15 protein-coding genes are annotated in these 14,582 nt (G+C 62.2%); 6 read left to right on the forward strand and 9 right to left on the reverse strand.

The genetic code is table 11. From position 1 onward, the window contains the following. Window positions 1-179: 179 nt before the first annotated feature. From ACTG1K_RS20725 to ACTG1K_RS20745, 5 genes are read left to right on the forward strand one after another with little or no spacing between them, the layout of a single operon-like run. The gene (locus tag ACTG1K_RS20725) at window positions 180-1,331 is read left to right on the forward strand and encodes a double-cubane-cluster-containing anaerobic reductase (protein ID WP_368175479.1); all 1,152 of its coding nucleotides are present in this window, start codon (window positions 180-182) and stop codon (window positions 1,329-1,331) included. A 9-nt stretch (window positions 1,332-1,340) separates the two neighbouring features. Then, a complete protein-coding gene (locus tag ACTG1K_RS20730; RefSeq protein ID WP_100652860.1) occupies window positions 1,341-2,123 on the forward strand; it encodes an acyl-CoA dehydratase activase in 783 nt (260 codons plus the stop codon). After that, window positions 2,120-2,428 carry a DUF3343 domain-containing protein gene (locus ACTG1K_RS20735; protein ID WP_100652858.1) on the forward strand — a complete coding sequence of 103 codons (309 nt, stop codon included), beginning with the start codon at window positions 2,120-2,122 and terminating at the stop codon, window positions 2,426-2,428. The genes ACTG1K_RS20730 and ACTG1K_RS20735 overlap by 4 nt, the downstream gene beginning before the upstream one ends. Continuing rightward, on the forward strand, window positions 2,425-2,862 hold the full coding sequence (locus ACTG1K_RS20740) for a MauE/DoxX family redox-associated membrane protein (RefSeq protein ID WP_440006606.1): 438 nt from the start codon (window positions 2,425-2,427) through the stop codon (window positions 2,860-2,862). Before ACTG1K_RS20735 ends, ACTG1K_RS20740 begins: the two co-directional genes overlap by 4 nt. 4 nt (window positions 2,863-2,866) lie before the next feature. Next, window positions 2,867-3,394 carry a rhodanese-like domain-containing protein gene (locus tag ACTG1K_RS20745; RefSeq protein ID WP_101315599.1) on the forward strand — a complete coding sequence of 176 codons (528 nt, stop codon included), beginning with the start codon at window positions 2,867-2,869 and terminating at the stop codon, window positions 3,392-3,394. 83 nt (window positions 3,395-3,477) lie between these two features. Here ACTG1K_RS20745 and ACTG1K_RS20750 read toward each other — a convergent pair whose 3' ends face one another. From ACTG1K_RS20750 to thpR, 9 genes are all read right to left on the reverse strand, one after another. Continuing rightward, window positions 3,478-4,842: a cation:dicarboxylate symporter family transporter gene (locus tag ACTG1K_RS20750; protein WP_440006608.1), complete on the reverse strand. Its 1,365-nt coding sequence runs from the start codon at window positions 4,840-4,842 to the stop codon at window positions 3,478-3,480. A 152-nt stretch (window positions 4,843-4,994) separates the two neighbouring features. Next, complete coding sequence (gene panC / locus ACTG1K_RS20755) at window positions 4,995-5,849, reverse strand: pantoate--beta-alanine ligase (RefSeq protein WP_335876050.1); 855 nt, start codon at window positions 5,847-5,849, stop codon at window positions 4,995-4,997. 201 nt (window positions 5,850-6,050) lie between these two features. Next, entirely contained in the window at window positions 6,051-6,845 is a 795-nt protein-coding gene (panB, locus tag ACTG1K_RS20760; RefSeq protein WP_440006611.1) for a 3-methyl-2-oxobutanoate hydroxymethyltransferase, read from the reverse strand. Continuing rightward, entirely contained in the window at window positions 6,842-7,351 is a 510-nt protein-coding gene (gene folK / locus ACTG1K_RS20765) for a 2-amino-4-hydroxy-6-hydroxymethyldihydropteridine diphosphokinase (protein WP_005354659.1), read from the reverse strand. Before folK ends, panB begins: the two co-directional genes overlap by 4 nt. Before the next feature lie 11 nt (window positions 7,352-7,362). Next, a complete protein-coding gene (gene pcnB, locus ACTG1K_RS20770; protein ID WP_139440709.1) occupies window positions 7,363-8,829 on the reverse strand; it encodes a polynucleotide adenylyltransferase PcnB in 1,467 nt (488 codons plus the stop codon). A gap of 255 nt (window positions 8,830-9,084) precedes the next feature. Beyond that, complete coding sequence (gene gluQRS, locus ACTG1K_RS20775; protein ID WP_139443331.1) at window positions 9,085-9,993, reverse strand: tRNA glutamyl-Q(34) synthetase GluQRS; 909 nt, start codon at window positions 9,991-9,993, stop codon at window positions 9,085-9,087. A 111-nt stretch (window positions 9,994-10,104) separates the two neighbouring features. Further along, complete coding sequence (gene dksA / locus ACTG1K_RS20780) at window positions 10,105-10,554, reverse strand: RNA polymerase-binding protein DksA (protein ID WP_005335644.1); 450 nt, start codon at window positions 10,552-10,554, stop codon at window positions 10,105-10,107. A gap of 119 nt (window positions 10,555-10,673) precedes the next feature. Beyond that, window positions 10,674-11,417 (reverse strand): DNA/RNA nuclease SfsA, encoded by a 744-nt coding sequence (sfsA, locus tag ACTG1K_RS20785; RefSeq protein ID WP_440006612.1) that lies wholly within the window; start codon window positions 11,415-11,417, stop codon window positions 10,674-10,676. Then, window positions 11,414-11,956 (reverse strand): RNA 2',3'-cyclic phosphodiesterase, encoded by a 543-nt coding sequence (gene thpR, locus ACTG1K_RS20790; RefSeq protein WP_440006614.1) that lies wholly within the window; start codon window positions 11,954-11,956, stop codon window positions 11,414-11,416. The genes sfsA and thpR overlap by 4 nt, the downstream gene beginning before the upstream one ends. Window positions 11,957-12,134: 178 nt before the next feature. Here thpR and hrpB point away from each other — a divergent pair, with 178 nt between their 5' ends. Next, window positions 12,135-14,582: an ATP-dependent helicase HrpB gene (gene hrpB, locus ACTG1K_RS20795; protein ID WP_440006616.1), complete on the forward strand. Its 2,448-nt coding sequence runs from the start codon at window positions 12,135-12,137 to the stop codon at window positions 14,580-14,582.

Genomic DNA, 14,582 nt, shown 5'->3' on the forward strand with positions numbered 1-14,582 from the left:
GCCCCTTCAACCTGCCAGCCCCCTTCTCAATAACCTGCCTGTTATTAAGGATTTACCTGACACCTTGTGATCCACCGCAATTTTCGAATTACCCCCAAAGGTATAATTCTCGCGGTTGGATGTGCCGTCACGGATGGCTCGTCCGTCTCTTCATTTCTCTCATCAGGGCAGGATCGCCTATGTCACTTATCACCGAGTTGCCAGCCATATTCGATAGTTTTTCAGATGCCCGTCGTCAGGGCTTTCTGGCTGTAATGGCACTCAAGGAGCGACAGATCCCCCTGGTCGGCACCTACTGTACCTTTATGCCGCAGGAGGTGGCGATAGCCGCCGGCGCCGTGGTGGTATCGCTCTGCTCCACCAGCGACGAGACCATCGAGGAGGCCGAAAAGGATCTGCCCCGCAACCTCTGCCCGCTCATCAAGAGCAGCTACGGGTTCGGCAAGACCGACAAGTGCCCCTACTTCTACTTCTCCGATCTGGTGGTAGGGGAAACCACCTGCGACGGCAAGAAGAAGATGTACGAGTACATGGCCGAGTTCAAACCGGTGCATGTGATGCAGTTGCCCAACCGCGCCGATGACGAGGCCTCCCGCACCCTGTGGCGCAGCGAAATCGTCCGCTTCAAGGAGTTGCTGGAGCAGCAGTTCGGCAAGCCCATCAGCGAGCAGGCATTGCGAGACGCCATCGTGCTGAAAAACCGCGAGCGCCGCGCGCTGGCCGATTTCTACCGGCTGGGCCAGCTCAATCCGCCGGCACTCAGCGGTACCGACCTGCTCAAGGTGGTCTATGGTGCAACCTTCCGCTTCGACAAGGAGCAGCTCATCAGCGAGCTGCAGGAGATGACCCGCCGCATCAAGGTAGAGTATGCCGAGGGCAAGCGGCTCGATGCCCGCCCGCGCATCCTCATCACCGGCTGCCCCATCGGCGGCGCGGCCGACAAGGTAGTGCGCCTCATCGAGGAGCACGGCGGCTGGGTGGTGGGTTACGAGAACTGCACCGGCGCCAAGGCAACCGAGCAGTGCGTCAGGGAAGAGGGCGACCCGTTCGATGCGCTGACCGACAAGTATCTGGCCATCGGCTGCTCCTGCATCTCCCCCAACCACCAGCGCATGAATCTGCTGAGCCAGATGGTGGAGGAGTATCAGGCGGACGGAGTGATCGATGTGATCCTGCAGGCTTGCCATACCTATGCGGTGGAGTCGCTCGCCATCAAACGCCATGTGCGCGAACGCCACGGTATCCCCTACATGGCAGTCGAGACCGACTACTCCAGCGCCGACAAGGGACAACTGGCCACCCGGCTGGCCGCCTTTATCGAGATGCTGTAAGGAGGCGCCGTGTCACTCTCCATCGGGATTGACTCGGGCTCCACCGCGACCAAGGGGATCCTGTTCGACAGCCGGGATGGCGGGCGTATCGTCCGCCGTTTTCTGGTGCCGACCCCCTTTCGTCCGCTGGTTGCCATCGAGCAAGGCTGGGAGGATCTCTCGGCCGATTTGCCAGAGCGCCCCCACCTGACCCTGACCGGCTATGGCCGGGATCTGGCGTCGTTCGCCGATCGCCGGGTTACCGAGATCTCCTGCCATGGGCTGGGGGCTCGCCTGCTCTGCCCGTCGGTACACACCGTCATCGACATCGGCGGGCAGGACAGCAAGGTGATCCAGCTCGATAGCGACGGCAACCTCACCGATTTTCTGATGAACGACAAGTGCGCCGCCGGCACCGGTCGCTTTCTCGAGGTGATCACCCGCACTCTGGGGGCGCGGGTCGAGCAGCTTGACGAACTGCTGCAAGGGGCCGAGCCCCACGACATCAGCAGCATGTGTACCGTGTTTGCCGAATCGGAGGCGATCAGCCTGCGCTCGGCGGGCATTCCGGCCGAGTCGATCCTGGCCGGTATCGTCCGCTCCATGGCCCGGCGCAGTGCCAATTTTATCGGCCGCCTCGGCGCCCGACCGAGCGTGCTCTTTACCGGCGGCGTCAGCCACTGCGCCACCTTCCGCCACTATCTGGCCGAAGGGTTGGGCTGCGAAGTGGCCACCCACCCGGATGCCCAGTTTGCCGGTGCGCTGGGGGCTGCCCTGTTCGGCGCGCGCGCCAGCACGGGAGGCAAATCATGAATCAGGAGTTTCTCTACCTGTTCCACTCCACCCTCGGCACGATCAGGATGCGCAAGCGGCTGGAGCAGCACGGTCAGTCGTTTCGGGTCTGCGATGTACCGCGCCTGCTCAGCGCCGGCTGTGGCCTCGCCATTCGCTTGCACTGCCCGCCAGACGAGTGGCAACAGTGGTGTCAGCACGGTGAAACCGCCGCTGTCTTTCACTGCGAAGCGGACGGCGACTATCAGGAGCTGGCACGCTACCCGGCCGATAGCCCGGACATGGCGAAGCAAACGCCTGTGGCTGGCAGTCGGAGTCATGGATGATAAAGATCTATCCCATGGCCGTTTATCTGCGCATGCTGGCCAATCTGGCTCTGGGAGGATTCTTCCTCGCCTCCGCCGGGTTCAAGCTGGTCTCCCCCGCCCTGTTCATCGAGCAGATCGGCGCCTTTGGTCTGGTCTGGCCGTCACTGATCCCGCCGGTGGCCTGGGGGCTGATCGCCCTTGAGCTCTGCGCCGGGCTTGCGGTCATCGCCAACCGGCGCTGGGGATTGTGGCTGGTGATCGGGCTGCTCGCCCTGTTTATTCCGGTGTTGGGCTATGGCATTGCCATCGGGCTCGACATCTCTTGCGGCTGTCTGGGCAGGGCTGACCTCAGCTCATTGCCGGAGGCCATTGTGCGGGATCTGCTGCTACTGACGCTTGCGGGCGCCCTGCTGCGAACTTCCCGCCCCGTTTTTCCCGTTCTAAAGGAGTAGTGACATGATGACATTGCGATCCCGCACTCTGCTGGCCTCGCTGATCGCCGCCAGCTTTGCCCTCGGTGGCTGTGGCGACAACCAGTTCGAGCAGGAGGTGAAGCTGGAGCAGTCGGCGGTGCAGCTGGCGCAAGAGACGCAGCAGGGGGGCTATCAGCTGCTGACCGTGGCCGAGCTGAAGACCCGGATGGACAAGGGCGAGGAGCTGGTGATCATCGACACCATGCCCTATGAGGACTCCTACAAGAAGGAGCACATCCCGGGCGCCAAGAACTTCGTCTTCGTGAAAGAGGCCAAGGCCGGTGATAACTGGAGCGAAATCGTCGAGGGGAGCGGCACGGCGGAGCAGTTCCAGGCGCTGCTGGGTGAAGACAAGTCCCGCCCGGTGGTGATCTACTGCGGCTTCGTCAAGTGCGGCCGCAGCCACAACGCTGCCGCCTGGGCGGTGACTCAGGGCTATCAGCAGGTCTATCGGGTGCCGGGCGGCATCTTCGCCTGGAAAGGAGCCGGTTACCCCGTCTCTGCCGAGTAACCGCGTCTGCCCACAAGGCAACACAGCCGATATGAAAGAAGCCCGCAACTGCGGGCTTCTTTCATATTGGGCAACACTCGGAGTTAACTGGCGGCCTGCGTCTGCACCGTCTCCACGTTGGCCAGTTGCTGCTTGCCCAGCAAACGCTTGGTGATCATCGCCGCCATAATGGAGCCGTTGACGTTGAGGGCGGTTCGGCCCATATCCACCAGCGGCTCGATGGCGATCATCACTCCCACCAGCGCGATGGGGAAGTTGAGGGTGGAGAGCACGATAAGCGCAGCGAAGGTGCCGCCACCGCCGACGCCAGCCACCCCGATGGAGCCGAGCGCAATCACCGGCAGCAAAGTCAGCAGGAACAGGGGATCGAAGGGGTTGATGCCGAGCATGGGGGCAATCATCGCCACCATCATGGCCGGATAAATGCCGGCGCAGCCGTTCTGGCCGAGGTTGGCACCGAACGAGGCGGCAAAGTTGGCGATGCTGGAGGGCACGCCAAGGCGCTGCTGGGTCTCGATGCTGAGCGGAATGGAAGCCGCGCTGCTGCGGGAAATAAAGGCGAAGGTGAGCACGCCCCACACTTCCCGCAGATAGTGCAGCGGGTTCTGGCCGATCAGCAGCAGGATCACCATGTGCACCGCAAACATCGCCAGAATGGCGACGTAGCAGACCAGAATAAAGCCGAGCAGGCTGAGGATCTCGCTCAGGGGATAGTGGGCCACCACCCGGGCGATCAGCGCCATCACGCCATAGGGGGTGAGCGCAATCACCACCCGCACCATCTTCATCACCCACAGTTGCAGGGTGTCGATGGCCACGGCGGCGCGGGCACCGGCCTCTGGATGCTCCGCCTTCAACTGCAGCAGAGCAACCCCGGCCAGCACGGTGAAGATCACCACGCCGATCACCGAGAGACCGCGGCTACCCGCCATATCGGCGGCAAAGTTGGTGGGCACCAGCGAGAGCAGCAGGGCCGGCAGAGTCTGGGCACTGTCGATGGTGCTCATGCTCTGTTGCAGCGCAGCGCTGTCACTGCCGTGGCTCAACAGCCCCTCGGCAGTGAGACCGCTCAGATGGGTCACCGTCATCCCCACTACACCGGCGATCATCACCAGGGTCAGCATGGAGCCGATCAGCACGGCGCTGATCTTGCCGAGGGACTGGGCCTGCTCCAGCTTGTTGATGGCGGAGAGGATGGAGGTGAACACCAGCGGCATCATCACCACCTTGAGCAGGCTGACGTAGCCGCCACCGACGATATTGACCCACTCCAGGGTCTGCTGGACACCGGCATCATCGGCGCCCCAGCCCAGTTGCAGAGCCAGCCCGAACAGGGCGCCAAGCAGCAGACCCACAAGCACCTTGCGCGAGAGCGGCAAACCGGTGGGCAACCGGGTGAGAGCAAAACAGAGCAGACAGAAAAAAAGCGATGCAATCAGGACAAACATCATGAATACCTGTAGCGGCCATCAGGCCGAAAGTGGATAGAAACGAAGGGAAATGCGGGCAAGGCCGCAGAACAAAACGCCGGAATGCAGGAGAGTGCAGGCGTGAAAAAGCAGCGGACGCCCGAGGGGGCGTCCGCTGGCAATCGGGGGAATTACTTCTTTACGGTGACGACGCGGTTGTCGATAAGGCGGGCCTTGCCAAGATAAGCGGCCATCAGGATCACCAGCTGCGCGCTCTCGTCAGTGGCGGATTCGAGGGTGGCGGCATCGACGATGTCGATGGCATCGGTACGGAAACCGGCATTGTCGAGACGCTGGCTGGCCTGCGCTACCAGCGACGGCAGGTGATGGTCACCCGCTTCGATTTGATCGGCGATCCAGTTCATGGTGCGCGCCAGCTCGGGGGCAATAGCCCGCTCGGCGGCAGTCAGGTAGCCGTTGCGCGAGGAGAGCGCCAGCCCGTCTTCGGCCCGCACGGTGGGCACGCCAACGATCTCGATGGGCATCGCCATGTCGGCCACCATCTTGCGAATAAGCGCCAGCTGCTGGTAATCCTTCTGGCCAAAGCAGGCCACATCAGGCTGCACCAGATTGAACAGCTTGGTGACGACGGTACTGACCCCGCGGAAGTGACCCGGACGCAGCGCCCCCTCCAGCAGATTGGAGAGACCCGGCACCTCGACGAAGGTTTGGCTCGCCAGCCCCTGCGGATACATGATCTCCGGGGTCGGGGTGAACACCATATCGACGCCGGCCGCTTCCAGCGCAGCGCAATCCTGCTCAAGGGTGCGCGGGTAGTTGGCGAGATCCTCGGCCTTATCGAACTGCATCGGGTTGACGAAGATGCTGACCACCACCTTCTCGGCGTGGCTGTGCGCCTCCTTCACCAGCGTCAGGTGGCCCTGATGCAGATTGCCCATGGTGGGCACGAATGCGATGGCACGCCCTTCACGGCGCCATTGGCTTATCTGCTCACGCAGAACGACGGGATTATTTACGACCAACATCAGCAGTTCACCTTCCGATAAATCAAAAAGAGAGACGGGTTGCATCCACAGATAGCGCTCGGGCGGGATGGGGCACGAACATGGCTATCAGCAGTTCACCTTTAGATGAATCAATAAGATACGGATTAGCTATACAGATTAACTGTGCAAGGCTGAGAAGCAGAGACGGGGGCCGCAGCCCCCATCATGCAACCGCCAGGATCAGTTGAAGCAGTGCTCCGGGCCGGGGAAGCACCCCTCGCTCACCTGCTGGACATAGAGGCGGATGGCGGCACGCACATCGCCGGTCTCGGCCAGAAAGTTCTTGGTGAACTTGGGGACATAGCCGGAGGTGACGCCAAAGGCATCGTGCATCACCAAAATCTGACCATCGGTCGCAGGGCCGGCACCAATGCCGATCACCGGGATGCGAAGCGCCTTGGTGATGCGCTCGGCCAGCGCAGTGGGCACACACTCGAGCACCAGCAGCTGGATACCGGCCGCTTGCAGTTCGAGGGCCTGGCGGTAGATCTCCTGCGCCTGAAACTCGTCACGCCCCTGCACCTTGAAGCCGCCAAAGACATGAACGGATTGCGGAGTGAGGCCGAGGTGACCACACACCGGCACCCCGTTGCGGGTGAGGTGGCGGATGGAGTCACACAGCCAGTCGCCCCCTTCCATCTTGACCATGCGAGCACCGGCCGCCATCAGGCGGGCAGCGTTCTGGTAAGTCTGCTCGGGGGTGGCGTAGCTCATGAACGGCATGTCGGCGACCACCAGTGCCTTGCTGGCACCGCGCGCCACACAGCGGGTGTGATAGACCATCTCATCCATGTTGACCGCCAGGGTATCCTGACCCCCTTGCAGCACCATGCCCAGTGAATCGCCGATGAGCAGCACGTGGGCCCCCTCGTCGTCGAACAGCTTGGCAAAGGTGGCATCATAGGCGGTGATGGCGGTGAACTTTTGACCGTCCTGCTTCATCTTCAGCAGGCTGGCGGTGGTGATCTTGCTCATAGAGGCTCCTGTACGTCTGCACGCGGGGCAATGATGGCCAAATCATTGTGCGGGCAGCGGGCAACCAGTCGGGCGAGCGGGGTGCCGCAGGGCAGCACCAGAGCAGGCGCAATTTCGGCAAGGGGCAGCAGCACGAACTCCCGCTCCTTCATGCCGTAGTGGGGTACGATCAGGCGCTCATGGTTGATCACCTGATCCCCATAGAGCAGCAGATCGAGATCCAGAGTTCTCGGCCCCCAACGCTCATCTTTGCGCACACGTCCCTGTTCCAGCTCGATTTTTTGTAATTGATCCAGCAGCGCAAGGGGCGCGAGCCGGGTATTGAGCCGGGCCACGGCATTGACGTAGTCCGGTTGGTCAGCAGGCCCCATGGGGCGGCTGCTGTAAAACGACGAGGCCTCCACCAGCACAGATTCCGGCAACCTTGCCAAGGCGGCAACGGCGCGACGAGCCTGACCCAGCGGATCAGACAGGTTGGAACCAATGGCGATGAAGACCTCGGTCATCACGTCTGTTGTCACTCGGCCACTTTCGGTTTGCGGCGACGGGGACGACGACGGTTGCGGCTGTTGCTGCTGCGCTTCTCGCCATCGTGGCTACGGACCTCACCGCGCTCACCGCTTGCCGGGCGACGGGTCGCTTCCCGTTGCAGTTGCGGGCGCACATCCGGATTGGAGGCAACATAGCGCTCCCACCAGCTGGCCAGCTCGCCGAGACCACGCTCGACCCGGTTGCGCAGCAACAGGAAGTCGAACGCCGCGCGGAACTTGGGATGCTCCATGGCGCGCTCGGGGTGCTTGCCCTGACGACGGGTCAGCCGCTGTTGCAGTGCCCAGATGTCGCGGACATCTGTGGTGAAACGGCGGGGAACGGCGATGATCCGCACCTGATTGTCCAGCACCTCGTTGATCGCCAGCATGAAGGCGTCATACCAGGGCAGGCCGCTCTCGTTCTCCAGCACCCGACCACGGGCCTCGACGCAGCCCCACAGCAGGGTGGCGTAGAGGAAGGCGGGGGTGACGCGCTTATCTTCACGAACGCGGGTGTCGGTATCGATCAGCGCCTGCTCGATAAACTGCTCGTAGGGCGAGTTGCCGTGCGGGGTAAACAGCGCAGCCACTTGCGGGAAGAGCTGCTGGAACAGACCATACTCGCGCAGCAATTTGTAGGTCGCCAGGCCATCGCCAGCCAGGAACAGCTTGAGGGTCTCCTCAAACAGGCGGGCTGCAGGGATGTCTTGCAGCAGTGGCGCCAGCTCCTTGATGGGGGCGGCGGTTCGCGGGCTAATGGTCATATCCAGCTTGGCGGCGAAGCGCACGGCGCGCAGCATGCGCACCGGATCTTCACGATAACGGGTCTCGGGATCGCCGATCAGCTCAAGCTTGCGCTCGGCCAGATCTTCCAGGCCCCCTTCGAAATCGTGCAGGGTGAAATCTTTGGCGCTGTAGTAGAGGGCGTTGACGGTAAAGTCGCGGCGCTCGGCATCCTCTTCGATGGTGCCGTAGACGTTGTCGCGCAGCAGCATGCCTTCATCAGACTGGGCCGACACATGTTTGCTGGTATTGACCTGATGGTGGTGACCCCGGAAGGTGGCCACTTCGATCACGTCACGACCAAAGACAATGTGAGCCAGGCGGAAACGACGGCCAATCAGGCGGCAGTTGCTGAACAGCGCCTTGATCTGCTCCGGCGTCGCATCGGTTGCGATGTCGAAATCCTTGGGCGTCTTCCCGAGCAGCAGATCCCGGACTCCGCCGCCGACCAGGTAGGCCTCATAGCCCCCTTTGTTCAGGCGATAGAGCACCTTGAGTGCATTCTCGCTGATCTCTTTGCGCGAAATAGGGTGCTGATCACGGCTTAAGGTACGACGTTGACCGGCGACACGGGCTGGAATGGGGGATTCCACCGACTGCTCGCCGTCTTCCTTGCCGAGCACCTTGCGGCAAAAGTTTGCGATCTGGGAAAAAATGGTACACCTCTTCATGACTTCTAAATTGACGGGAGGCCAAAAAATAGCGGCCTATGATAGCTCACGCCTAACCAAATGAAAAACCGTGCTGACAATTGATCCCGCATGAAACCGTCTGTCAGCGAAAATAGCGGTCTATCTGCACATAGCTCACGCCTGCACAAATGAAAAACCATGTGGCTACTTCAGCTCATTTGAATCAAACAGAGCCAAAAAATAGCCGTCTATCTGCGCCCAGCTCACGTCTTATTACACGAAAACCGGCTCTCTTTACTCAATGTCCAGCGGGATCTTCTCGCTGGCTGGCACCCGTTCGAGCAGCCAGTTGGCGATGCCCCACTCGATGATCTCGTCGATCCGGCTTGCCATCAGCTCGGGCGGCGGGCACTGGCCGAGGAAGTGCAGTGCCTGCCACAGGGCCGGTCGCACCTCATCAAGCGCCAGCGCAGGCGCATGGTTCTGCTTGGAGAGCTTGTTGCCATCTGCCAGCACCGCCAGCGGCAGGTGCACCCAGTCGGGCACCGGTGCCCCCAGGGTCTGGTAGAGGGCAATCTGGCGCACCGTGGGCTCCAGCAGATCGGCACCGCGCACTATCTCGGTGATGCCGCTGTCCATATCATCCACCACCACCGCCAGGTTGTAGGCGTAGAGCCCGTCGCGGCGGCGGATAATGAAATCCTCCTCGGCGAGCGCCGCCGGGACCGCGATATGGCCCTGCAAGCGATCATCGAAGTGGTAGACCGGATGGTGCTGGCGCAGCCGGGCGGCGCAACCTTCGGCCGCAAGCCCGAGGGTGCGGCAGTGGCCGCTGTAGAGACCGCCCGCGGCCATGATTTCGCGCCGGGTGCAGCGGCACCAGTAGAGATCCCCCGCCCGGTAGAGCTGGTCGATGATCTCGTCATAACGGCGGTGGCGCGCGCTCTGGAACATCACCTCCCCATCCCACTCGAGGCCATATGCTTCAAGAGTCTTGAGGATCAGGTGCGCTGCCCCCGCCATCTCCCGCGGCGGATCGATATCTTCGATGCGTACCAACCAACGTCCCTGCTGCGCTCTGGCCTGCAAAAAGCTGCCGAGGGCGGCGATCAGCGAACCGAAGTGGAGCGGGCCTGACGGTGAAGGGGCAAAGCGGCCCACATAGGGACGCACAAGGGGTGAGGATGGGGAATTCACTGGCATGACTATTCGGGTAAGCGATTCATTGAGGCTGCATTCTGGGACGACCCGTCCAAAAGCTCAATAAAAAAGGGAGCCCGCGAGCTCCCTTTTTCATATACCAGAGGGTCGGGATCAACCGGCCATCTGTTTTTCCTTGATCTCGGCCAGCGTCTTGCAATCGACACAGAGGTCAGCTGTCGGACGGGCTTCCAGACGACGGATACCGATCTCGATACCGCAGTGTTCGCAGTAACCGAAATCATCGTCTTCAAGCAGCTGCAAGGTCTTCTCGATCTTCTTGATCAGCTTGCGTTCACGGTCGCGGGTACGCAGTTCAAGAGCGAACTCTTCTTCTTGCGCGGCACGATCCACGGGATCCGGGAAGTTGGCAGCCTCGTCTTTCATATGGTCGACGGTACGATCAACTTCCTGCATCAGTTGGTTGCGCCAGGCACCCAGGATCTTGCGAAAATGCGCCTTTTGTTGGTCATTCATGTACTCCTCACCCGGCTTTTCCTGGTAAGGCGCGACACCCGCAATGGCCAGGGGGCCCAGAGATTTCCTGTTTTCGCCTGTTGGCATGCCCTGTCTCCTAATTCAGCACGCTACCCGTGCCATCCATAAATTGAGGGCGACATCTATAGCAGAAGGGTAACGGGTAAGCAAACGAGCCGTACCAATAATGTTACCCACTCCAATATTTATGCACTCCCCTCGGGTAACAGGTGACCAGATTCAAACGGGATAAACCCTTGAGCCACCATGCCTTGCACCCCAACATGGGGCCGATAGCATAAAATTTCAACCCCCGCCGCGATTGCCTGCTCAATTAGCAGACTATAGTGCGGATCTATATGGGTTGCAGGGCGCATACGGCTTATTCCGGAGTGCAACACCATGAAGAGCAGCACTGCCCTGTGGCCCGCCGCTTTCATCGCCATCAACTCGCGCAAATGCTTGGCACCACGGGCGGTGACCGCATCGGGGAAGTAGCCCATGCCAGCCTCCTCCCGCTCGTCGAGCAGGGTGACCGATTTTACCTCGATGTAACAATTGCCCTTCTCGTCATCTTCCAGCAACAGATCGATGCGACTGTTCTCTTCGCCATACTTCACCTCGGTGCGCAACCGGCTGTAACCCGCCAGCGGAGCAATGGCCTCCTGCTCGATCAGCTCCCGGGCAATCTGGTTGGCGCGCGCCGTGTTGACGCAGATAAAGTGGCCCGCCGGGCTCTCGGCGATCTCCCAGCTGTTGGGCAGCTTGCGCTTGGGGTTATCGGAAGTGGAGTACCAGACCCGGGTGCCCGGATCGGCACAACCGGTCATGGCACCGGTGTTGGCGCAGTGGATGGTGATCACCTCGCCATTGGCCAGTTCGACATCGGTCAGAAAGCGCTTGTAGCGGGCAATAAGCTGCCCGGATTGCAGCGGCGGATCGAATATCACGGGTTCGCCCTCCGCGCGTCTTCTTTTACCCGGGCGCGCAGCGGCCAGCAGGCAAGCGGCTCGTAGCGCACCCCGTCCGGGGTCGAGATGGATTGATAGAGGCAGAACTCATCGGCCTGCAGCAGAAAATTTGGGGCAGGCAGGGTGGCTGGCGCCTCACCCGCCTTGCGCGACAGGGTGACATGGGGGCGATAACCCTGCTCGCCATTGCCAAGGCGCAACTTCTCGCCGTGGCGGCGCAGCGCCTTCGCCAGCACGGTCAGCTCGTTGGGCCACTCCTTCGGGCCAATCCAGGCGGCCTTGGCCCGGCTGAACCAGCCGGTCTCATCCAGCCTGATGGAGAGCGGCGGACAGTGCTGACGCTCCACGGCGGCGATCAGGCGGCGGGTGGTCAACTCGTCCGCTTCCCCCAGAAAGGCGAGGGTCAGATGAAGGTTGGCTTGCGGCACCGGCTGACCGGGCCAGGGCTGCTGATCGCGCCAGACGATGAGCTCGGGAGCGAGCTCCTTGACGGGCAGGGCAAAGAAGAGTTTGGCCATGTGGTGATAATGCCTTTTTCACGCTCATTGGATGGGCCCATTCTATGGCAGCCATCCGGCCATGTCTCGCCACCCTCCCACCCGAGTGGCCATCTGCGCACATCCACTCACGGTGGCGCGGGTGGCTGTGGCAGAATAGGCGCCGTTTTACCGATTGCTACAGAAGGTGCTCATCGCTTTGCCCCAGCTCCCCATCGTTTCGGTATTGCCCGAACTCTTTGCCGCCCTCGACAGCCACACCAGCGTGATCCTGCAGGCGCCCCCCGGCGCGGGCAAATCGACCCTGCTGCCGCTGGAGCTGGTGCGTCAGAACCGGCTGCCCGGCCGCATCATCATGCTGGAACCAAGGCGCCTGGCTGCGCGCAATATCGCCACTTTTCTGGCGCGCCAGCTGGGGGAGAAGGTGGGCGAGCGCATCGGCCTGCGAGTGCGTGGCGAGAGCCACACCAGCTCAGCGACCCGGCTAGAGATCGTCACCGAAGGCGTGCTGACCCGGATGTTGCAGCAAGACCCTGAGCTGAATGGCGTCTCGCTGGTCATCTTCGATGAGTTCCACGAACGCAGCCTGCACGCCGATACCGCATTGGCCTTCGCCATCGAGAGCCAGCAGGGATTACGCGATGACCTCAAGCTACTGGTGATGTCCGCTACCCTGGATGGCATGGCACTCGAGACCTTGTTGCCGGATGCCCCTGTGATTCGCTCCGAAGGGCGCGGCTTTCCCATCGACTACCACTACCGCCCCGCCAACCGCCAGCAGTGGCTGGAGCCGCAAGTCGGCGCCGTGGTACTCGAGGCGCTGGCCGATCAAGATGGCAGCCTGCTGGTCTTTCTGCCGGGACAGGGTGAGATCGAGCGGTTGGCGCAGTGGTTGGCAGACAAACTGCCGGACGACGTGACCCTCGCCCCCCTCTACGGCCGCCTCGACATGGCGGCGCAGCAGGCAGCCATCGAACCGGCGCCTGCGGGCCGCCGTAAGCTGGTGCTCACCACTAATGTGGCGGAGACCTCCCTCACCATTGAGGGGATTTCGGTGGTGATCGATAGCGGGCTGGAACGACGGGCCTCCTTTGATCTGAAAAGCGGTGTCACCCGACTGGAGACCCGCCAGATAGCCAAATCCTCCGCCACCCAGCGGGCAGGCCGCGCCGGTCGCCTCGGCCCCGGTATCTGCTACCGGCTCTGGAGCAGCGAGGTGCAGGAGCGGCTCGCCGAGCAGAGCCCGCCAGACATCCTCACTCAGGAGCTGACCGGCCTGCTGCTGGACGCCGCCCAGTGGGGGGCAAAGGTGGAAGATCTACCGCTGCTGGACATGCCGCCGGCTGCGGCCGTCGCCAGCGCCCAGCGGCTGCTGGTGGCCCTTGGCGCCATGAAGCCGGAGGGTGAGCAACAACTCACTCCCGCTGGCCGCGCCATGGCCGCCTTCGGTACCCATCCCCGGCTCGCCCGCATGCTGCTTCGCGCCCGCGAGCTGGAAGCTGAAGGTCTGACAGGGATTGTCGCCGATGCTGCTTATCTGGTGGCGTTGCAGGAAGAAGATCTGCGAGGATCGGAGCGCCTCTCTGTGCTGTTCCACCGCCGTCAAAACGCCCTGCGCCAGAGCGCTGCCCGCTGGTTTGAACGGCTTGGCGCCCGCCCTGCCAATGCACAGGGCCAGTGGCTGGGGCTGCTCTGCGCCCTCACCTGGCCGGATCGCATCGGCAAGCTGCGCAGCGGCAGTCGTTATCAACTCAGTGGTGGGGTGAGCTGCGATCTGGTAGAAGGTCATCCCTGTCAGGGACAAGGGGCCCTTATCGCCATCGAGATGGGGCAGAATGATCGCGGCAGCCGCATCTTTATCGCCGAACCGGTCGAGCTGGACGAACTGGTACGCCTGCTGCCTGAACTGGTGAGCGAACGGCAGTGGTTCGACTGGGATGAGCGGGAAGAGCGGGTGCGCGCCGAGCGCCAGCAGGTGATCGGCGAGCTGGTGCTGAACCAGCGACCGCTGACCGAACTCTCTGACGAGCAGAAAGGGCGCTGCCTGCTACAAGGCATTCGCCGCAAGGGGCTGCATGCGCTGCCGTGGGACGAGAGCAGCGAAGGGCTGCTGGCCCGTCTGCGCTGCGCCCATGAGTGGCTGCCTGATGAGGAGTGGCCAGCCATGGATGACGACAGCCTGCTGGCCGACCTAGAACAGTGGCTGCTGCCAGCGGTGAGCGGCATGACCCGGCTGGAGCAGCTGAAGAGGCTCAATATGAGCGACATCCTGCGCCAATCCCTGCCCTGGCCGTTGCCCAAACGGCTGGACGAGGCACTGCCGAGCCACTTTGCTGCGCCCACCGGCAGCCGGGTGCGGATCCGCTATCAGCCGGGGCAGGCACCGGTGATCCCGGTACGCATTCAGGAGATGTTCGGGCAAGGCTCGACCCCCTGCGTGGCCGATGGCCGGGTGCCGCTGGTGGTGGAGCTGCTCTCCCCCGCCCAGCGACCGCTGCAGATCACCGCCGATCTGGCCGCCTTTTGGGCTGGCTCTTACGAGCAGGTGAAGAAAGAGATGAAGGGGCGCTATCCCCGCCACTACTGGCCGGACAATCCGCTGGAGGCGATGCCGACCAAAGTCACCAAAAAGAAGATGGGCATCTAG

The sequence above is a fragment of the Aeromonas sp. 102P genome, assembly GCF_051920345.1.
Taxonomy (GTDB): Bacteria; Pseudomonadota; Gammaproteobacteria; order Enterobacterales; family Aeromonadaceae; genus Aeromonas; species Aeromonas veronii.